The organism is Thalassotalea hakodatensis (genome assembly GCF_030295995.1).
Lineage (GTDB): Bacteria > Pseudomonadota > Gammaproteobacteria > Enterobacterales > Alteromonadaceae > Thalassotalea_C > Thalassotalea_C hakodatensis.
In genome coordinates, this window is sequence record NZ_AP027365.1 from 3,499,044 (window position 1) to 3,520,763 (window position 21,720).

15 protein-coding genes are annotated in these 21,720 nt (G+C 38.9%); 2 read left to right on the forward strand and 13 right to left on the reverse strand.

The features are described 5' to 3' along the window. Window positions 1-12: 12 nt before the first annotated feature. The 3 genes from QUE72_RS15495 to nagX all read right to left on the reverse strand — a co-directional run bounded on the left by QUE72_RS15495 (window position 13) and on the right by nagX (window position 5,781). On the reverse strand, window positions 13-3,177 hold the full coding sequence (locus QUE72_RS15495; protein WP_286269985.1) for an efflux RND transporter permease subunit: 3,165 nt from the start codon (window positions 3,175-3,177) through the stop codon (window positions 13-15). A gap of 3 nt (window positions 3,178-3,180) precedes the next feature. Then, window positions 3,181-4,374, reverse strand: coding sequence for an efflux RND transporter periplasmic adaptor subunit (locus tag QUE72_RS15500; protein ID WP_074500322.1), 1,194 nt, complete (start codon window positions 4,372-4,374; stop codon window positions 3,181-3,183). 264 nt (window positions 4,375-4,638) lie between these two features. After that, window positions 4,639-5,781 carry a transmembrane glucosamine N-acetyltransferase NagX gene (gene nagX / locus QUE72_RS15505; RefSeq protein ID WP_286269987.1) on the reverse strand — a complete coding sequence of 381 codons (1,143 nt, stop codon included), beginning with the start codon at window positions 5,779-5,781 and terminating at the stop codon, window positions 4,639-4,641. 243 nt (window positions 5,782-6,024) lie between these two features. On the opposite strand from nagX, the gene QUE72_RS15510 reads away from it, so the two are divergent. Beyond that, entirely contained in the window at window positions 6,025-6,477 is a 453-nt protein-coding gene (locus tag QUE72_RS15510) for a tellurite resistance TerB family protein (RefSeq protein WP_286269989.1), read from the forward strand. A gap of 55 nt (window positions 6,478-6,532) precedes the next feature. Continuing rightward, complete coding sequence (locus QUE72_RS15515) at window positions 6,533-7,363, forward strand: CvfB family protein (protein ID WP_074500314.1); 831 nt, start codon at window positions 6,533-6,535, stop codon at window positions 7,361-7,363. Between the two features lie 175 nt (window positions 7,364-7,538). Here QUE72_RS15515 and QUE72_RS15520 read toward each other — a convergent pair whose 3' ends face one another. From QUE72_RS15520 to QUE72_RS15565, 10 genes are all read right to left on the reverse strand, one after another. Continuing rightward, window positions 7,539-10,028, reverse strand: coding sequence for a TonB-dependent receptor (locus QUE72_RS15520; RefSeq protein WP_286269991.1), 2,490 nt, complete (start codon window positions 10,026-10,028; stop codon window positions 7,539-7,541). Window positions 10,029-10,167: 139 nt separating this feature from the next. Further along, the gene (locus tag QUE72_RS15525) at window positions 10,168-10,422 is read right to left on the reverse strand and encodes a hypothetical protein (protein ID WP_286269992.1); all 255 of its coding nucleotides are present in this window, start codon (window positions 10,420-10,422) and stop codon (window positions 10,168-10,170) included. A gap of 205 nt (window positions 10,423-10,627) precedes the next feature. Beyond that, complete coding sequence (gene tldD / locus QUE72_RS15530) at window positions 10,628-12,067, reverse strand: metalloprotease TldD (RefSeq protein WP_286269994.1); 1,440 nt, start codon at window positions 12,065-12,067, stop codon at window positions 10,628-10,630. Next, on the reverse strand, window positions 12,060-12,902 hold the full coding sequence (locus QUE72_RS15535; protein ID WP_286269995.1) for a carbon-nitrogen hydrolase family protein: 843 nt from the start codon (window positions 12,900-12,902) through the stop codon (window positions 12,060-12,062). The genes tldD and QUE72_RS15535 overlap by 8 nt, the downstream gene beginning before the upstream one ends. After that, window positions 12,895-16,875, reverse strand: coding sequence for a YhdP family protein (locus QUE72_RS15540; protein WP_286269997.1), 3,981 nt, complete (start codon window positions 16,873-16,875; stop codon window positions 12,895-12,897). The genes QUE72_RS15535 and QUE72_RS15540 overlap by 8 nt, the downstream gene beginning before the upstream one ends. Window positions 16,876-16,989: 114 nt before the next feature. Continuing rightward, window positions 16,990-18,453, reverse strand: coding sequence for a ribonuclease G (gene rng, locus QUE72_RS15545; RefSeq protein ID WP_074500301.1), 1,464 nt, complete (start codon window positions 18,451-18,453; stop codon window positions 16,990-16,992). A gap of 10 nt (window positions 18,454-18,463) precedes the next feature. Then, the gene (locus QUE72_RS15550) at window positions 18,464-19,066 is read right to left on the reverse strand and encodes a Maf family protein (protein ID WP_074500298.1); all 603 of its coding nucleotides are present in this window, start codon (window positions 19,064-19,066) and stop codon (window positions 18,464-18,466) included. A gap of 11 nt (window positions 19,067-19,077) precedes the next feature. Then, window positions 19,078-19,557 (reverse strand): rod shape-determining protein MreD, encoded by a 480-nt coding sequence (mreD, locus tag QUE72_RS15555; RefSeq protein WP_074500296.1) that lies wholly within the window; start codon window positions 19,555-19,557, stop codon window positions 19,078-19,080. Continuing rightward, window positions 19,544-20,431 carry a rod shape-determining protein MreC gene (gene mreC / locus QUE72_RS15560; RefSeq protein ID WP_074500293.1) on the reverse strand — a complete coding sequence of 296 codons (888 nt, stop codon included), beginning with the start codon at window positions 20,429-20,431 and terminating at the stop codon, window positions 19,544-19,546. Before mreC ends, mreD begins: the two co-directional genes overlap by 14 nt. 184 nt (window positions 20,432-20,615) lie before the next feature. Next, window positions 20,616-21,659, reverse strand: coding sequence for a rod shape-determining protein (locus QUE72_RS15565; RefSeq protein WP_074500290.1), 1,044 nt, complete (start codon window positions 21,657-21,659; stop codon window positions 20,616-20,618). Window positions 21,660-21,720 lie beyond the last annotated feature (61 nt).

Here is a 21,720-nt window from a genome sequence, read left to right on the forward strand (position 1 = left end):
ACGTATGTATCGTTAAGAGTTTTTCACCGCTTCTACTGAAAGCTTTGAAGTAATATCTTCAGAATCTATTGACTTTTTACGACGTATTAAGCGTTTCAAATCTTCAAAAACCACATATAACGTCGGTATTAATATAAGTGTTACTACCGTGGCAAACAGAACACCAAATGATAACGATACAGCCATTGGAATAACAATTTGCGCCTGCATACTTGTTTCAAAGAATACGATCGGAACTAAACCAATAAACGTAGTGATAGATGTCAGCATAATCGCTCTAAAACGTTTTGTACCGGCATGAACCACCGCTTCCTTCAGTGGAATTCCTTGTCTACGTGAATTATTGACATAATCAACCATAACCAAAGAATCATTAACTACTACACCTGCGGCGGCAATGATACCAAATAACGATAATGCGTTAAGGTCCATCCCTAACATCAGGTGACCAAAGGTTGAACCGATTACACCAAACGGTATAACAATCATGATCATAATGGGTTGAGAATAAGACTTTAATGGGATAGCCAATAACGAATACACCACTAACATTGAAATAACAAACCCTTTCAGTTGATCGATAAAGCTATCCATTTCCTCTTGGATACGTCCTGTTAACTCAGAGTTGAGTTGTGGGTATTTACGTTTTAACTGTGGAATAAAGTTTTCTCGAATATCGTTCGCAACTTTAAATGGTTCAACTTGATCAGCGTCAACACTCGCCCACACGTTTATAGTACGATTTCCATTTTCACGTCGTATACTGGTCACCCCTTGCTTAACGGAAATATCTGCTAATTCTGACAACGGTAATTCAGCACCATTTGATGCTTGAATCATCACATCTTCCACTTGTCCCACAGAATTACGCTCTGCTAATGGATAACGCACCATCACTTTAACTTCTTCAGTATCACGCAAAATACGTTGTGCTTCTAAGCCATAGAAACTATAACTTACCTGTGAAGCAATATCTTGCAAGCTTAACCCCATACTGTGAGCAAGTGGTTTTAAGGTAAACTGAACCTCTTTCGCACTCGTTTGACGACTATCATTCACATCGCCTACACCTTTTAATGAATTAAGCTTCGCTTTTAATTCCTCAGCTGCGGCAAGCAATTGTTCATCACTCTGGCTTTCTAAACGGAAGCTAATGTCACCATCTTCACGACCACTGCCAAATAAATTGTCATCAATTGCAAAGGACTTAACGCCCGGCATCGTTGGTATTGCAGCACGCCATAATTCTGCTAGTTCGAAAGTATCCATCGCACGTAACTCAGGCTCTACCAGCTTTACTGTAATTTCACCACGAGTTCGTCCGTTTAATCGAACATTCATATCTGCAATCATCGCGTTACCATGCTCAGATATAATTTTCTTATCAACAGTTGTCAGAATATCTTCTATACGTAATAACGTGTTTAATGTTGCTTTTTCTGAAGAGTCAACATTCATCTCTACAGATATTCGTGGGAAATCGTGCGGAATTTTTGGTTGACCAACAAAACGTACAAACCCACCTGAAAACAACCCTGCACTTAATAAAATTACAGCAAAGAATACCGCTAATACAGCATATCTATACCCTAAAAACTTTTCTAATGATGGACGATATACCGTCTCAATAAAGGTTGATAACTTGGTATCAATCCAACGACGAGCTCTATCTATAGGGTTCTTAGCGTTAAATTTCTTCACTTTCATATTGGCTAAATGCGCCGGTAAAATCAGTTTAGATTCCACTAATGAAAATAATAAACAAAAAATAACGACGAAACCTATAGACTTATTAAACGCTGATGCAGGGCCATCTCCCAATACAAAAGGAACAAATACCGCGATTGTTGTGAGTACACCGAAAGTAGCCGGCATGGCTACACGTCTAACACCGCGAATAACATTTTCCGTGGTGTGGCCTTTTTCTTCCATTTCAGTGTGTGCACTTTCTCCCATAACAATAGCATCATCGACCACGATCCCTAGCACCAATATAAAGGCAAACAAACTGGTGATGTTAATTGTTACATTGACAAACTCCATCGGCATAACAAGGATAGTTCCTAAGAAACATACTGGTAAGCCCATCATTACCCAAAAGGCTAAACGCATTCTTAAAAATAATGCCAACATCAAGAAAACTAAGATAGCGCCACTGAACATGTTTTCTAACATCATGTCTAAACGGCCTTGTAGGTAATACGTTAAATCAACCCAAGGCTCTAGTTTTACTCCTGCAGGTAATTGCTCTTGCTTTTGATCAATGTATTTATGAATAACTTTTGCGACGTTAGTAATACTTTGATTATCAGCCGCGCCAATAAAGAAGGTCGCTGAATTCATGCCATTAAATTTAGAGTATTGAATGCCTTCTTGGAAACCATCATTTATCGTTGCGATATCACCAAGCATTACTTTGGTGCCGTCAGATAACGTTAAAACAGGAATACGCTCAAATTCATGTCCGCGATATGCTTGATTTTCAACACGTAAATTAATGTAACCATTTTCAGCGCGAATTTGTCCTGCTGACATGTTACGCGACTGGCCTCTGACAGCACGTGCAACATCATTGAAACTTAAGCCGTACTCTCTTAATTTGTCCTTACTCACTTCAATGGATATTTCGTACCCTAAACCGCCATAAAATTCAGAAATATTAACGCTGGGTAGTTGTTGGATTTCATCATGAATACTGCGGCCTAACTCTTTTAATTCAGCGCTGGATAAGTCACCATAAAGCGCGATATAAAGTACTTCTTGACGAAACTTTATTCGTTCAACTTTAGGGCGTTCCATACCATCAGGAAAGCTCGGTATCGAATCAATCGCTGACTTTACTTCTTCTAATACCACTTGAGGGTCGTAACTTTCATCAACACGAAAATAGCCGCGCGAAAAGTTACGATTTGAATAGGTGATAACCCGCTCTAGTCCTTGAACTGTTTCTAACGCTTCTTCAATTTTTATTGTGATCCCTTCTTCCACTTCTTGTGGTGCAGCACCAGGATATGGTGCACTAAACTCTATCCAGTTAATTTTAACTTGAGGGAACATTTGTTTGTTAATGGTTAATGTTGTTAATAGCCCACCGATAATGATGAATGCCATTAACAAATTAGCCGCTACGCTATTACGCGTAAACCAAGCAATTAAGCCTTTATTAGTATCATCCATTATCTAATCCTTAACGCTTGCGATTTGCGCGTCTTCGTTAACATCAGTTTCTGGTAAATCAACATCCTCACCCGCTAAAGACAATTTCATTCCTTCAATAGGGTAGTCTAATGCTGAAATTATCATGCGGTCACCGGTTTTTAAGCCGCTTGAAACGATCACGTTTGAGCCGTCTTGACTAACAATTTCAATATTTGCAAACGTTAATGTTGAATCTTGGTTTAGTAGCGCAACACGATCTTTGTTGACTAAATGTCTTGGTACTGATGTTGCCATCGCTAATTCTTTGCCTAATACTTTAGCATTTACATAAGAACCAAAACGAAGCGGAATGACGTCTGATGTCGCTTTTAAGCCATAAGGGTCAACAACTTCAGCAACTAGATAGCTCATTCTACTGGTATCATCAATGACTCCTTCACCTCGTGCGATACTAGCTTGCCAAACTTGTTTTTGGCCCGAAAATTCACCTTCTAAGTTGACTGTTGCCGCTTCACCTTGATTAACTAAAAATTGTAGTTGGTTATCCGCAACTGGCAATCGTATTTCAGCCGTTTCAGTGCCTAACATTTTGCCAATATTACTGCCCGTAGCAACAAACGCTCCTAGGCCTATATGGCGAGATTCAATCATGGCATCAAACGGTGCTTTTAAGTAGGTGCGTTCAAGGTTTCTTTCAGCACGCAAAACACTTGCTTTTGCAGCTTTGACTCGTGCTTTTTCCTGAGCTAATTGTGGTTTACGGAGACTAAGCGCTGTAGGTGAAGCATTTTGAATACGTTTCCATTCTTCTTCAGCCACTTTTCCGCGTGCCACTTCCTCTTGTAATGACGCTGTTGCTGAGGCTAAATTAGCTTGTGCATCGATTAACGCTGCTTGGTAATCACTGGGATCAATACGTGCAAGAATCTGCCCTTTAGTAACAAAGCCTCCGCGAACAAATTTATCAGAAAGTTCAACGATTTGACCGCTAACTTGTGCCACTAATTCAATTTCATATTTTGGTGTTACCACACCGTAGGATTCAACCGTTAAGGTTAAAGGTGCTACAGAGATCTCTTCTACCGCAACAATAGGTGTATTATCAACTTTAGGTTTTTCCTCTGGTGGCTTTTTCATACTTGATAAAGCGAAAAAGATCACTGCCCCAACTAGTAAGATGACAATCGGAAGTATTATTTGTTTTTTTCGAGTCACCGCGATTTCCCCATGAATGATGTTAGACGTAGTTTTTATGTCAATGTCACTATGATAACGAATTACACAAAAGTACGATTATAAAAGTTGTAAATGCTTGTTACAAAGATCGCGCCGTTTCTACTGGTAGATAATCAAAAACACAAATTTAATTATTTATACAAATAAAACAATAAGTTAAAAACAAGAACAGGATTAATTTTTATTCAATAAAAAAGAGCGTTATAAACGCTCTTTTTTCAATGTGGTGAATTTAACTAAATATTAAACTTTTATAAAAATTTTTCGACAATATAACCAATAGAGTATCAACCATTGTATAAGAAGCATGCCACCGAACAAGATCACATCTTGCCAACCGGCAGGAGCAGCTTTAATCAAACCACCAAAAAGGCTTGTGCTCGTGTATTTCCAATTAATTAAACTCGATGCTAGATAAACAATGATCGAATTTGTGCCTATTACCGCAAAGAACTTAGCCCATGTTGTTAAGCCAATCACATCAATGAGTAAATAAAATAAGGTGAGTAATAAAATGCTGTAGCCAGTAGTCACTAACACAAACGAACTTGTCCATAAGGTTTTATTGATTGGAAACACTAAATCCCATAGATAACCTAACGCAATACAACCACACCCAATCACCAATAGTGTTACTACAAGCTTCTTCGGCTGCTGAATATTTTTAATCATAAAGCGACCAACAAACACACCTATCAAGGCATTCACGATAGAGGTAACATTTGACAATAATCCTTCTGGGTCTAATGGTAAATTTCGATACGTAGTTCCCGGTAGTAAATGTTGATCAAACCAAACATTAATTGCACCATCTGCAGTGAAGTTACCACCGCCATAACCGCCTAAAGTGACGAACGCTAAAAGCAACCAATAACCGATAAGAATGCCAACAGCAACAAACCATTGAGTTTTTTCACTGACATACCAAACCAGTAACGCAGCAACAAACCATGAAATGCCAATACGACCTAATACACTTGCAAAGCGAACGTCGTCAATATTTACCGGTAAGCCTCGACCCCAAGCATGGTTGTATATCACTCCAAATAACAATAATAACGCTAACCGTTTGATCCCTTGACGTAGGGTTGCTTTAGCCTTTTCTGGAGGATAAGTTGACAACGGTTTTGCCGCAATGCCTAAACTAACGCCGGATAAAAAGATGAACAATGGAAAAATAAGATCATAAGCAGTGAAGCCGTGCCAAGTTGAGTGCTCCATTTGCTTTGCCCAAAAATGAAAGAAAGACCAACCAGTGATCACAAAAAAGGCTAAAAACAGCTTTTCACCGCCTAAAATCCAAAACATGTCAAAACCACGTAATGCATCTATCGATAATAACCGTTTTTTCTTGGGTGGCTGCACCCCCGCTACTTGTTGAGTCATATTATTCCTATTTTTCGCACCAAAAAAGACAACGCTGTCATTTTAATTAGCCTCATTGTAAAACAGCTACTTAAAAGTTAAAACAAAAACTCAACCTTCATAGACAGTTGTTATTAACAAAAGCATAAAATACTTGTGTAGGGTTCATATCGATTAATAAAGCTAACAATTAATTACACTCTTCTCTTGTTATCATTATGAATACTCTTAACATAGGAAGGGAATTTAAAAGAGGACCATAGTATGTTTGATAAAATCTCTGCTTTTTTAACATCAATACAACAAGATGATGATTCTGCGATTGAAGAAACCATCACAATAGAGCTTGCATGTACGGTATTGCTTTGTGAAGTGATCAGAGCTGATGGTTTAATGAACCATCAAGAACAAACGCAATTATCCAAGTTGGTAAAAGAGAAATTTTCACTTGATGAAACCTCGGCAGACTCTTTAATTAATCAAGCAATTGAATTATGTGAACACGCCAATGACTTCCATCGATTCACATCTATTGTTAATCATCATTATCAACCAGAAGATAAAATAAAAATAATTGCATTACTGTGGCAATTAGCAAACGCCGATGATCATATCGATGCCATTGAAGAGCATACTATTAGACGTATTGCTGATTTATTACATTTACGTCATAGCGAATATATTTCTGCAAAATCTACGGTGATTTCCAAGCCTTAATGTGAGGAGTCAGGTATACTAACGAATGTGTTTTCAATCGTCGCTGCAGGTATTTATGGCTTCACTTGGTCAATTTAATCAATTAACAATTTTAGAAAAGTCGGATAAAGGGTTAGTGCTTGATGGGCAAACCTTCGGACAGCTTTTCTTACCCAACAAACAAGTACCCACTTTACAAGATGAGCAATCTACGGTTGAGGTATTTTTATATCGCGATGCGAGCGAGCAAGTAACGGCAACAACCAGTAAACCTTTTGTTCAAGCTGAACAATTTGCATATTTACGGGTAAAACAAACCAATAAATTAGGCGCATTTTTAGATTGGGGATTACCTAAAGACTTGCTAGTGCCGTTCAATTTACAATATCGAAAAATGGAGCAAGGAAAGTCTTATTTAGTGTACGTTTTTGTTGATGAAACGACAGGTCGATTAGTAGCATCAAGTAAATTAGATAAATTTTTAGATATATGGCCAGCAGACTATCAACAGTGGCAAGAAGTTGACATTGTTATAGGTGGGAAAACTGATTTAGGTTTTAAAGCCATAATCAACCACAAACATTGGGGATTGCTGTATCAAAATGAAATTTTTAAACCTTTGAGAGTCGGTCAAAAGCTAAAAGCATTTATCAAAAACGTGCGTGAAGATGGCCGATTAGATCTCAGCTTGTCGCGTGCTGGCAAAGGCAAAGTGGTCGACTTTAACACGCAGTTATTGAATTATCTTGAGCAACATGATGGCTATTGTCAATTACATGACAAAAGTACGCCTGCAGAAATTTCAAAAACGTTTGGTGTGAGTAAAAAAACCTATAAAGCTGCCGTTGGAAACTTATTAAAGCAAGGAAAAATCACCCTCTCAGAAAGTGGCATTCACCTCGCTTAGCAAGGTAAGCGGCTCTACTTAGAGGCTTACCTTTAACCTTTGATTATGCATAAACATTAAGGTTTGATGCTTACCATACTTAATGTTTGTCTTTGTTAGGCTCTTTTTGAACAATACGCGAGTAATGAAGTCGACGTTTTTCTACATTACTCGCGGTACCTCTTAGGAAAGTTTCTTAAAAACTGCCTCGAATTCCTAACTCAATACCTCGCCCCGGCAAAGGTGCGACATTCTTTAAAAATGATGTATGTACACGCGCCTCTTCATCGGTAAGGTTGTTACCCTTAACAAATAAGACGAAATCATCGCCAATACCATCTAAATAATAATTAACATGGGCATCAACTAACGTGTAACCTTTTGTTTCTTCTTCGTATTGTGAAATATCATCTTGATCAAAATAATGATTAACAGACAATTGGGCACTATAATTTTGCGCCGTATAATCTATGGTTGCACCAATTCGCATTGGCGGTATACGCGGTAAGTTGCCACCTGATTTCAATTTAGCGCGCGTATAGTCTGCATACACATTTGAGCGAAGGTTTGATGTCCATTGATAAATCACCTCAGCCTCAACACCATACATTTCCACATCGCGTTGTTGATACACATAAACAGGCAAACCTTCATCTGAAAATTCTTCGTGATGATCTTCTTCACCTTCATGGTGCTCATCTTCGTGTTCATCATGCTCTTCTTCATGATCACCATGTTCGTGATGTGTTTCAACAAAAAGACCCGTATTGGTTTGATAAAAATAATCATCAACCTGATTATAAAACGCCCCAAGCACGAAGCCTAAATCACCTTCAAATTTACGCCACGTTAAATCTATGTTCGTTGCCGTTTCTAGTTCAATACCCTCTTGTTCGATATGGAAGTGATCATTATGCAATGAGTAAATCGCCCCCTTTTCAAACGTATTAGTCCCTATATGCGGCCCATTTGAAAATAACTCTGCTGCAGAAGGTGCTCGTTGCGAATAGGCTAATGATAAGCCAATGTTATATCCTGGCTGATAATCCCAAACGAAACCTGCTGACAAACTTACTGGCGTAAAATCTTGAGATGTTAATTCGTTTTCATCGTGATGGTGCTCACCATCATGTTCATCTTCGTCATGCGATTCATCATTATGTGCGCTAACTTCTACATGCTCTATACGCACACCAAGCTGTACGAGAAGATCATTAAAATGACGCTCCTCTAACCAAGCTAATGCAACAGAGTTTGTTTCTGATGGCGGTGTAAAAGCTTCCGCACCAATAGCTTCAAAGTCATTGGTTTTATAATGAAGGGTCCAAGCACCTTTCCAGCCAAACATTTCATTATGGAAGATATCAAAGCGAGCCTCTAACATCTCACTGTTAAAAACAGTGCCGATTTCATCGCCCTCAATTTCTTTATGCTGATAGTCTGTATAAGATAATTTGCTCGCAACTTTATTAACAATGCCTTTATTGAAGTTCAATTCACTTAAAAACTGTAAACGTTCTTGGGTTAAATCACCCCAAACATTTTCTTCGTGAGCATCATGATCTTCTTCATGATCATGGTCGTGCTCTTCTTCGTGTTCATTATGCTCTTCTCCATGGCTGTGCCCTGGTATTCCGTACTCACGATTGCTTTTTCCGTATGAAAAGCCAATAAACCCTTCATCAAGAATAAAACTTGTACCAATGGTAAAGCCAGAAGACTTAGAAGCACTATTAGCTAAAATACCTTTTTCTTGCGCATGCTCTTCATGTTCCTCTTCATGATCGTGCTCTTCATCATGTTCATCATGATCTTCGTCGTGCTCCAGCTCTGCATAACCTGGTATTTTGTAATCATCACCATCCCGCCAAAAACCATCAACATGAAACGCCATATTACCGACAGAAGTATTAGCCATTAAACTCAGCTCGTCTTCTGATGCCACTGTGTTGTGTTTTGCTAAATAGCTAAATTCATCGCCGAGGTGTTTTGGTACACGGTTATCGACCACGTTAACAACGCCACCAATGGCACCACTGCCATAAAATAACGTTGCTGGACCACGTAATACTTCAATTTGTTGTGCGGTAGCAGATTCCGTCGACACCACATGATCTGGACCAACGCGAGAGGCATCACCCACATCTAAACCATTTTGTGTGATTAAAACGCGAGGGCCATCTAATCCACGGATAATTGGGCTACTAGAAACTGGGCCAAAATAAGTAGAATGCACACCCACTTCATTTTTTAACGTTTCGCCTAACGTTGATGCTTGTTTTGTACGTAATTCATCACTAGCAATAACATTAACAGGCAATGCAGATTCAATGGTAGAAGAATGTAATGGCGTTGCATGCACATCAACTACTTCCATCACACTGGGTTTTAATGAGAAGTTAATTTTTGTTCGGTTGTCAGATGACAGTGCGATTTTTTGATTCTGATGAGCAAAATTTTTCGCACTAACATGTAATTCAACATCGTTTGACTCTATCCCTGTAAAGCTAAACCTACCAAATTCATCCGTTAGAACCACTTTTTTACTGTTTACAATAGCAACTTTAGCGTATTGAATCGGTTCACCACTTGCATTTTTTACGATGCCTGAGACTTGTTGCGCGGCAAAAACAATAGAGGATGCTGACGATAACGTTAATAACGTCACTACGGGGATAAATTTCATAATATTCCTGTACATTTATGAGTATATGAACGATATGTGCTTACGTCATCATGGCACAAGGCATAAACCTCGGCGTAAGACGATGCTCGTTCAATCAAAAATTTAATTAAAATAAGTGTTGTTTAAAAATAAGTGAGCACTAAGATGTAGGCGGTGCACGTTGCAATGGTTTTACATACGTTGGTAGTGCAGCGAGCATTACGTAGGAATGAATACGAGGCGCCGAAAATAGGCCAATATTCGTATAGACAATTGTTATCGGGCGATATACAGGATCAGCCTTTTGCTGACAAAGCTTGCAATCTAATTGTTCAAAAGCTTGAAGTTCTGTAGAAGTATCATGGCTATGGGTAGCAAAAGACAACAGCATAATAAGTGACAAAAAGGCACTCATTGATACGTGTTTAAATTTTTTAAAAAGGCACATGCTCAACTTCATGGCCGTGATAATATAACATTACAAACCAAGCTGCAATCAAAGTAGAGGCTGAAAAAGCAAATTTCCCAATTATTAATAATTCATACGCAGCAATATAAATTTATGACGGTTTAATACAAAAAAAAGCGCCTTTCAGCGCCTTCTTAAAAAAGTGATTCGGTTATTGCGTGCCGCCTATGGTCATTTCATCTACTTTAAGGGTTGGTTGTCCTACACCAACGGGGACGCTTTGCCCATCTTTGCCGCACACGCCAATTCCGGGGTCTAATTCGAGATCATTCCCTACCATACTGACTTTTTTCATCGCTTCAGGTCCGCTACCAATTAACGTTGCCCCTTTAATTGGCGAAGTGATCACACCATCTTCGATTAAATAGGCTTCTGAACTAGTAAACACAAATTTACCCGAGGTAATATCAACTTGCCCCCCCGCAAAGTGTGGGGCATATATGCCTTTTTTAACGGACTTTATAATATCAGTAGGTGAATGATCTCCTGCAAGCATATAAGTGTTTGTCATCCGCGGCATCGGTAAATGCGCGTAAGATTCACGACGTCCATTCCCTGTAGCTTTTACACCCATTAATGCAGCATTATGCTTATCTTGCATATATCCTTTTAAAACACCCTTTTCGATCAAGGTGTTGTATTGTGCCGGCACACCTTCATCATCAATATTCAAAGAACCTCGGCGATTAGCCAAAGTGCCGTCATCAACAATAGTACAGTGCTCAGAGGTTACTTGTTGACCGATTTTGCCAGAAAATGCAGATGATCCCTTACGGTTGAAGTCACCTTCTAAACCGTGACCAACAGCTTCATGCAATAAAACGCCCGGCCAGCCTGCTCCTAACACAACAGGCAATGTACCAGCTGGGGAGTCAATCGCTACTAAATTAACTAAAGCTTGCCTAACCGCTTCCTGTGCATATTGAAGGTAGCGTGGTTGATCACTCTGAACGTCGAAGAAATAACTGTAATCTGTTCGCGCGCCACCACCAGCACTACCGCGTTCACGTTTACCCTCACTTTCAACAAGTACTGAACAATTTAACCGAACTAGCGGACGAATATCAGTGGCATATGTGCCATCATTTGCGGCAACTAATATTTTTTCATAAACCCCAGATAAGCTGACAATAACCTGCTTTACACGTTCATCTTGTTGTCTAGCATGTGCTTCAACTTCATGTAACAAGGTAATCTTTTGTTCTTGAGTCAAACTACCCAACGGGTCTATATCGCTATAAATTTGCACAACCGGTTGCTTATTAAATACTTTAATTTTTCCAGATTGTTCAGCTTTGACGATGCCTTTGGCGGCATCAGCAGCTTTTATAATCGCTTGAGCTGAAATATCATCGGAGTATGAGAAGCCAGTTTTTTCTCCTGAAACCGCTCTTACGCCTACTCCTCGTTCAATATTATAGGAGCCTTCTTTAACAACGCCATCTTCTAGTAGCCAAGATTCATGGGCGCTTGATTGAAAATATAAATCAGCAAGGTCAATGTTAGTCTGATTAATACCAGATAATATATCGGTTATAAAACCTTGATCTATTTGGCCTTTACCTAATAAATCTTGTTCAACTTCATTCATGATTGATTAACTTCGTTGTAAATTTGTTGTGAGTTTGAACAGGTATTGCTTTTCTTACCTGTGTAATTTTTGAGGTATCTATTTGCGCCATAATATGCCCAATACCTTCAGGAAGCTGTTCAATAATTTCTCCCCATGGATCAATAATTATACTATGTCCATATGTTTCTCTACCATTGTTGTGCGTGCCATATTGGCCTGCCGCAACAATATACACTTGATTTTCTATCGCACGTGCGCGTAACAATGCATGCCAATGTGCTTCGCCAGTTACTTTAGTGAATGCACTCGGTACAGTAATAACTTGTGCACCTTTATTTCGCAATTGTCTAAATAACTCAGGAAAACGAAGATCATAACAAATAGTCAGCCCAACAGTGATACCTGCTATATCTACAGTTACCACCTTATCACCCGCTAAGGTATATTTTGACTCTACATAGTGTCTTTCACTGTCTTGAACTTCAACATCAAATAAATGTAACTTATCGTATTGAGCCACTTCATGACCAGCAGCGTTAAACACACAACAACTATTAGTAAATTTATCTTCCTTTGCTTGATACAAAGGTACACTGCCTGCAATTAAACATACTTCATACTTTTTAGCTAACGCTGCTAAAGCCACTCTTAAGGCATCATCATGACAAGTTTGCGCTGCTAAAGCGAGTTGCTGAGAATCTTTACCACCAAAATATAAACAGCATTCTGGTAACACCACTATATGTTGTTGATTAGTATTAGCTGTTAATGTACTCAGTTGTTGCTCAATAACCGTTAAATTTGTTGCAACATCTGGTGCTGTTGTTAATTGAATCGCAGATATATTAACCATTTGGTCGTTCCATTTGATCTTTTTTGACTGGCTCTATCAGCCCTGTTTCTGGGTTCAGTACACCTTCAATTTTTTGCTCAGGTGTTATCTCTGGTAAATTTTCAACAATTTGAGGAGGAGAATCTTGTCCAACACTTATGTGTTTAGTCTTTTTATTTATCTGTTCAAAGTTTGGCTTAGCAATATCACCCGTTAACGCAAACTGGTACTCAACGGGTACTTGAGAGGTGATCACACCATCTATCGCCACACCAGCTAAAAACGTCACAGGGTTCAACGTTGCAATCCACGCGATAGCAGGAAGACTTGAGGTTACATTAGGCTGATATGACATGCGATAATCTAATTTTTGAGTCGTTAAATCCGTATTACCTTTAACGCTTAAATCACCTGCAGCCCCTTTCATAAAAGTATTCTTAGTATAAACAATACCATCTTTAATATGATAATCACCCTTTATTTCACTATAAAACATGCCATCAGAAAACATATCACGAAAGTCGAACCTTAACTTTCTTACTAACGATTGTAAGCTAAGTATTGAAAAGGCTCTTGCTTGATCAGGAACTTCCTTTAACACTCCTTCGTCAAGTTCGGCTTTAATATCCCCATTAAAATTACTCACGGCAAAATTATGCGGCCCACCTAACCAATTAACGGCAAAAGAAGCTTCCAAACCGCTGTCAGCTACGGTTGATGATAGACCTAAACGCTCAAATTCTCTTTCAATATCGTTGCTATTAAAGCGTCCAATGATATCAGTAATCGAATGTTCGCCTTGTAGTTCCCAACTCGCATCAAATGCCAACTGGTTACCTTTTCTTTTGGCAACAAAATTCTCAATGACCAATTTACCATCACTAATTCGATTTAATAAAAAATCGACTTTTCCAAAAGATAAATTAGCGTATTGACACTCACCACAAGAAAAGCGAATTGGTGGCATGTTTTCGAAAATTTTCTGGTTTAAATGCTCATCTGTGTTATCAATAATATTTTCTTTAGCAAACTGTTCCGTTACATTTGATTCTTCGGTATTGAATAACGCTTTTTCAGGCGCAATTCGAATATAATCAGCATTAATATCGATACCCTGTGCCAGTAGCTCAGGAAATATTCTGACTTCTCCTCGAGCTTCCTTGCTGGTTATCGTGAGTTGCCACCAGCTCGTTTGATCGGCTAAATCAAAAGAAACACCGTTAAGTTCTTCACCATATAAATCTACCTGCGCAATATTCCCGCGAATAATATCGGGTGAAGGTAATAAGGGGCTATTTTGCTCATCATTTTCGGTATTCAATAAGTCTATACTCGTTAATAAGTCGGTAATAAATGGTTGCCATTCGTGAACGCTGGCCGAAGCTAATGCGGTTGTCACGTGGAATCCTGTCTTAGGTAGTGACATAGGTTCATCGCCTAAAATCAAATGTGACTGATTGAAGTTGATTTGTTGATGATTTAGTTTGCCATAAAAGGCCAATTGATCACCGATCATTGCATCAATAGTTGACTCTTCCAAATCACCATTGACAATCACTTTACTCTTAGTGATTTCTTGCTCCCTTTTGTTAAACGGGGTAGGTAAATTGAGGGTTGTTCCTTCTAAAGTTGAATCAACGGTTAAGTGATAGTTAAATTCACCATCATCAAAGTTATTTAACACTAATTGCCCTTGCCACGCTAATAGACCTTCACCATACGGTTTCATCAGTGTAGGTAATTGCGCTAACCATGCGTTTTCTGGCCATAAAGCAGTGATATTTATTTCGGTTTCATAATGTAGAGGGTTCTGAATCCCTGTTACTTCAAACGATAGCGGCATGCCTCGCCAATTTGCTGTTAAACCTTTTGTATTAATTTTTTCATTTTCAAACGTCAACTGCCCATTTAAGCCACTAAATAGCATTTCCGGTGATTTCAGCGCTACGTCATTATCATTAAATCTAATATTACCTTTTGCAACGATCGCATCAACATCATTAAGCGGTAAAGAAAGTGAAAATGTTGCCGCGATATTTTGCTTAACATTCACCTGCTCCAATACTGCGCCAACACTTTCATCGAGAGGGCTCGTTAGCATCAGGTTCGTCACTAAAGCAGGGTCTGCTTGTGCGATATTGGCAGCAACGTTTAACACTTGATCATGTGATAAAGAATCTATTGAAGCCGTAACTCCGGTAACATCCAACCCATTTAACGTACCAGATCTTCCTGTGATCAACATTTTATTATTGGTGAAATTTAAATTTGCCGCAAAATGTTGAATGGCAGGCCAGTTTTCATTGAAGATAAAACTGGCATTTTCAAGCTCAGCGTTTACGTTAAAAATACCTTCATTATGATCAAACGGAAATTTTGCCAATGGCCCATTAAATAATATTTTCGCTTGTGAAACGGTACCTTTTTTAAGCGCACTGTTTAAGTAGCCAACCAAATTCTCACCCATCAATAATGATGGATATAATGAAGGCGCATCAACGACATTAAGCCCAGAAGCATTAGCAACTAACGACATCTCAGTGTCTTTATCTGGCGAAACAGTGATTCCCAGAGCGGCATTCATTTTTATCTTTGACGAATCAAGCACCAGATCAGTAGAAGATATTTTCCATTGTTCTGCCTGTTTCCTTATTACAACATTCCCTAATAGCCGTTCAAAAGTAATTGGCGCTTCAAAATGCTCTGCAAAGTCAACGATTCCTTGTTGACCATCTAGTGCCACTTTCATCGTATCGTTATGGAAAACAACCTCACCAGAAAGCCCAAAAATAGCAGGGATCCCTTCGCTGAATTGTGATTGAAATTGAGAGAAGTTCGCTGTTGCTTTTAATTCGTCTTTTGACTGCTGAAAGACAATTTGCGTTATTTGTCCATTCGGGCTTATCGCTTCAAGTGTTGAACGTATTTCTTTTTGTTCAATAAATAACGGTAATAAATCATTGACGCCACCAATATCTAACTGAGAAATACTGCCGATTAAACCGCCATTATTGCGTTTTACATCAACCACGAATGGCTGCCACTGTTGCTCATCGGTGCGAATTAAAATGTTGTTAGAATACACATGAAGCATTTCAGTTGTTGATAGATTATCAAACACCAATTGCCCTTGTGTAATATTCAAGGTTTTTATCGCATTTTGATGTTGCCAAGCGATTTGATTGTCACCTAACGACACTTGTAATTGATCAGCTTTACCATTTTTAATGTCTAACCATGCATCAAAATTGATCGATGCATGGGTATTTTCATCTTCAATGGCGAAGACTTTGTCTAACCAAGGGGTAATATTGAGTTGGTTCGCTTGTAAATAAAGCTTACCTTGCATGTCACGAAGCTTCTCACCACGAATAGCCATATTAAACTGTAGGGTATTCGAGGTTAGTCCGTCTAACACCACCTTTCCTTTCGCTTTATGCGACAACCCATTATTTGCCCAATACAGTTCATTGATTAAGAACGTTCTTTCACCTTTCTCATCACGGTAGATTATTTGGCTATTTTGTACAGAAAAACGGTTTATTTGCTTCAAAAAAAGCCTTGATGCATTTTTTACTAGTTTAGTATTGCTTGTAGAATTATTGGCAAACGCTTGCTGATCAAAAAGTACTCTGACCCCATTTAATGATAGATCTTTAGTGACAATATTACGCTGCTTTATACTTCGCCAAAAATCGACACTGACATCAAATGCTTCAATATAAATTTCAGCACCTTCAGTTTGCAAAACACTTACATTTTCAGCAATTAAGCTGGGCCCTGAGCTCAACCAGCCCATATTTAAATTACCGATAACAATATGGCTATTATAAGTATTATTAATATAATCTTGTAAATGCTGACGATAATTATGGGCGTAAGGCAAAAATAGACGTAACGAGCTTATCAGCACAGCAAATATGACTAATAAAATAGCCAATATTTTGTATGCTCGGTTTAACCAACGATTGGAAACCTTCGATACTCTCATCATCTAAATTCATTCACCTCTGTAGGTAATTTTTACGATATCCTTGCTTAACGCCAACGTCACTCCTTGTTTTGTTGGTAACACCCCATGTTTAACATGAAGATTTATCACGCATAATCACATCATGACGACATCAAATTGTTCCTGATTATACATGATCTCAGTTTGCACTTTAATTTGCTTGCCGATAAAAACTTCAAGCTCAGCAAGATTATGAAATTCATCGTTCACTAACGACTCGCTAACTGCTGTTGACGCATAAACAATAAACTTATCGGCATCATACGCACGATTAACTCGAACAATTTCACGTAGTATTTCAAAACAGACGGTTTCAACCGTTTTTAAATAGCCACGACCATCGCAAACTGGGCACTCTCCGCATAAAATATGCTCTAAGCTTTCACGGGTTCTTTTGCGAGTCATTTCAACAAGCCCTAAAGCCGAAAAGTCTGAAAGACTATATTTCACATTATCGCGAGCCATCGCTACATCTAAACTATGCAACACACGTCTTTGGTGATCTTCATTATGCATGTCTATAAAGTCGACAATAATGATCCCACCTAAGTTCCGTAATCTTAATTGTCTGGCGATGGCTTGTGTTGCTTCAATGTTAGTATTAAAAATTGTTTCTTCTAAATTTCGATGCCCAACAAAGGCGCCAGTATTGATATCAATGGTGGTCATCGCTTCCGTTTGGTCAATAATTAAATAGCCACCAGATTTCAATTCAATTTTTCGATGTAAGGCGCGCTGAATTTCATTCTCAACATCAAACAAGTCAAAAATCGGACGTTCGCCAGGGTAATATTCCATTACCGGCGTAAGTTCTGGCACAAACTCTTGCGTAAATTCACCCAGTTGATCAAAGGTTAGTTTAGAATCAACTCGAATGCGCTCTAACGAAATCCCGACAAAGTCACGAATAACTCTAAACGCGAGTGGTAAATCTTGATAGATAGCAACTTTAGTTTGTTTGCGTTTTTTACGTTCCATCACTTTTGCCCAAACACGGCATAGGAACTCTGCATCGTGTTGTAATTCTTTTTCACCCGCTCCTTCTGCGGCTGTACGTACAATAAAGCCGTGATCATCTTCACAATAAGGTTGTACTATTTCACGCAGTCGTTTTCGCTCTTCTACATCTTCAATTCGCTGGGAAATACCTGCATGACTAGCATTTGGCATTAAAACCAAATAACGTGCTGCTACTGTAATATCAGTCGTTAATCGAGCCCCTTTTGTTCCCAATGGATCTTTTACAACTTGTACAACGATATGCTGGCCTTCATGCACTAAGCTTCTAATATCAGGCACTTGGTCGCCATTACTTTCTTCGTTAAGGATCAATGAAGAATTAATATCTGAAGCATGTAAAAAGGCAGCTTTATCCAGATTAATATCAACAAAAGCTGCTTGCATGCCTGGTAGCACTCTAATCACTTTGCCAAGATAAATATTACCAACGAGACCACGCTTAGCTTCCCGTTCAACATGCACTTCTTGAAGCACACCATTTTCGATAAGCGCTACACGCGTTTCACTGGGGGTTACATTGATCAGTAATTCACCGGCCATTTAACTTCCTTTATTTGGTAGTCGTGCGATTGAAGGGGGTAAAGATATTAAACTGTGTTAAAAGTTGTTTGGTTTCAGATAACGGTAAGCCAACAACTGAAGAATAACTGCCATTGATTGCCTTAACAAATTGACCGCCTATTCCCTGAATACCATAGCCACCTGCTTTATCTTTAGGTTCCCCACTGCGCCAATAAGCGTTTATTTCGGCATCAGATATCTCATCAAACTCCACATGAGTACAAACTACTGATGTTTTGCTTAACGCTTGCTGAACAACCGCCACGCCTGTGTATACTTGATGAGTATTTCCTGACAGTAACATCAAATATTCCCTGCATTGTTGTAGATTTTCTGGCTTTCCTAAAATACGTTGTTGGTAAACAACACAAGTATCAGAACCAATAACAACCGTTGTATCGGCAAATTGATTAGCAATACATTGTGCTTTTTCTAACGCTAAACGTGCTACATAATCATCAGGTGTTTCTTGCGCTTTTAACGATTCATCAATATCTGGGCTAATACTTTCAAATTGATAGCCTAATTGCGAAAGAAATGCTTTTCGTCGTGGAGATTGCGAGGCTAAAATCAATGAGTACAGTTGTGACATGCACACTCCTGTTATTTAATACCAAAATGCCGGCGTATTTTTCGTAATAATAAAAAAGCCCACGGCCATAAAATGATTGTGGTGATCACTGGATATAAGTAGCTTGGTAAAAAGATAATATCCGTTAAAAAGCGTTGAAACCAAAACACCAACAAGTGATATAAAGCTGATAGTACACCAACAATAAGTGCTTGCTGCCAAACTGAAAAGTTACGAATTTTTTGAAAGTTTCCTGCAACAATATACACACATAATGCCATTGCTGCCGCATGTACCCCTAGTACCGACCCTAAAAGTACATCAAGTAGAAAACCCATTAACCAAGCTGTGATCACATTTACTCGGCTTGGTAATGCTAAGGTCCAATAAAGTAAGACTACCAACACCCAATCAGGTCTAAAGGCATCAACGTTTAATGGTAGCGGCATAATAGAACCGACTATCGCTACTAATAAAGTTAATAGAATAATAATACCGTTATGAGCCAGCATTTTCACTCTCCGGCGCTACTGTTAATGCATCTTTACTTGAAAATATTGGTGTTGGTTTTTCTGGCCATAAAAGTAAGACATAACGTAGTCGATTTATTTGCGCAACTGGCTCACTTTGAACCTGTGCAAATGGTCTAGATTCATCCATTTTAACGGCTACAACTTTAGCAACTGGATAACCTTCTGGGTATTTACCGCCAAGGCCTGATGTTACCAGTAAGTCACCTACTAACACATCTGTGCTGTGTGGCACAAAATTATGCACTAATCGATCAATAGTACCTGTACCGTTGGCTACCATACGTATACCGTTTCTACGGTTTCGCACCGGCACAGCATGAGTAACATCTGTTATTAATAATACCCGACTTGTAATAGTACCAACATGTAATATTTGGCCAACAATACCCTTTTCATCAATAATGGCTTGTCCTTCAAACACACCATCGTTAGCGCCTCGGTTAATAACCACTTGGTGAGAATAAGGGTCGCTATCGACGGATAAAATCTCAGCCACCATTTTCTTAGCATCTTTGCGCACAGGAGATGACAACAACGAACGTAACCTATCATTTTCTTGCTTAAGAATATTAAGTTGCATTGCCTGCTCTTGAAATTGCAATTCATTTGATTTAAGTCGTTGATTTTCTTCTATCAAATGCTGTCTGGTAGTTAAATTCTCTACTGCCCAATCAATCGCTTGTTTAGGGGTTGTAGCTAAGTATTGCAATGGACTTACCATAGACTGTAAATAGCCACGCACAAACTCGAAACTATTCATTTTATGGTCAAAAAATATCAATAGCGCAGAACAAAACAGCACCAGAACTAGCCGGTGCTGTGGAGAAGGTCCATGTTTGAATATAGGATTCATCGAGAATATAGTTTCTCTTTTTTATTAAATTTAATCGCGCATAATGTAAATTACTTAAGCCATCTGGCGTCAATTTATGCGCCTACAATACACTTTAACATGAGAAAAAAGCACGATATTGATTGTTACCAAAGAGTACTTCTAACGAATTCATAAAGTGTCATAACAAGCATAAAGCTCGTTATTATTCGTAGGCAAACAAGTCGCCACCATGCATATCAATCATTTCTAAGGCTTTACCACCACCTCGTGCAACACAAGTTAGAGGATCATCAGCAACAACAACAGGAATACCTGTTTCTTCCATTAATAAACGATCTAAGTCTTTCAATAAGGCTCCACCGCCGGTTAATACCATACCGCGCTCTGAAATATCAGACGCTAATTCTGGCGGAGATTGCTCTAACGCTACCATGATTGCGCTAACAATACCGGTTAACGGCTCTTGTAAAGCTTCTAGAATTTCATTGCTATTAAGCGTGAAACTACGCGGAACCCCCTCAGCTAAGTTACGACCACGTACCTCTATTTCAATTAGCTCTTCGCCTGGATATGCAGAGCCTATTTCGTGCTTAATGCGTTCAGCCGTTGCTTCACCAATTAAACTACCAAAGTTACGACGCACATAATTTATGATCGCATCGTCAAACTTATCACCACCAATGCGTACTGATGACGAATACACCACACCATTTAATGAAATAATACCCACTTCGGTAGTACCACCACCGATATCTACCACCATTGAACCTGTTGCTTCAGAAACAGGCATGCCAGCACCAATAGCTGCTGCCATTGGTTCATCAATAAGATAAACTTCACGCGCACCAGCACCAAGTGCAGACTCACGAATAGCACGGCGTTCCACTTGTGTTGAACCACAAGGCACACACACTAATACACGTGGACTAGGACGTAAAAAATTATTGCTGTGTACTTGCTTGATAAAGTATTGCAACATTTTTTCAGTCACGAAAAAGTTAGCGATTACGCCGTCTTTCATCGGACGAATAGCCTCAATATTACCAGGCGTACGACCTAACATTTGTTTTGCAGCGGTTCCCACTGCGGCAACACTTTTTGAACCACCGGCTCTGTCTTGACGAATAGCAACTACGGATGGCTCGTTAAGTACGATGCCTTGTTCTTTAACATAAATGAGTGTATTTGCTGTTCCTAAATCGATTGATAAATCGTTTGAAAACATGCCTCTTAATTTTTTAAACATAAGGTCTAAATGTCCTTGCTACTTGACTACAACATGCCTGCCATAGCGTACTTCAATTATT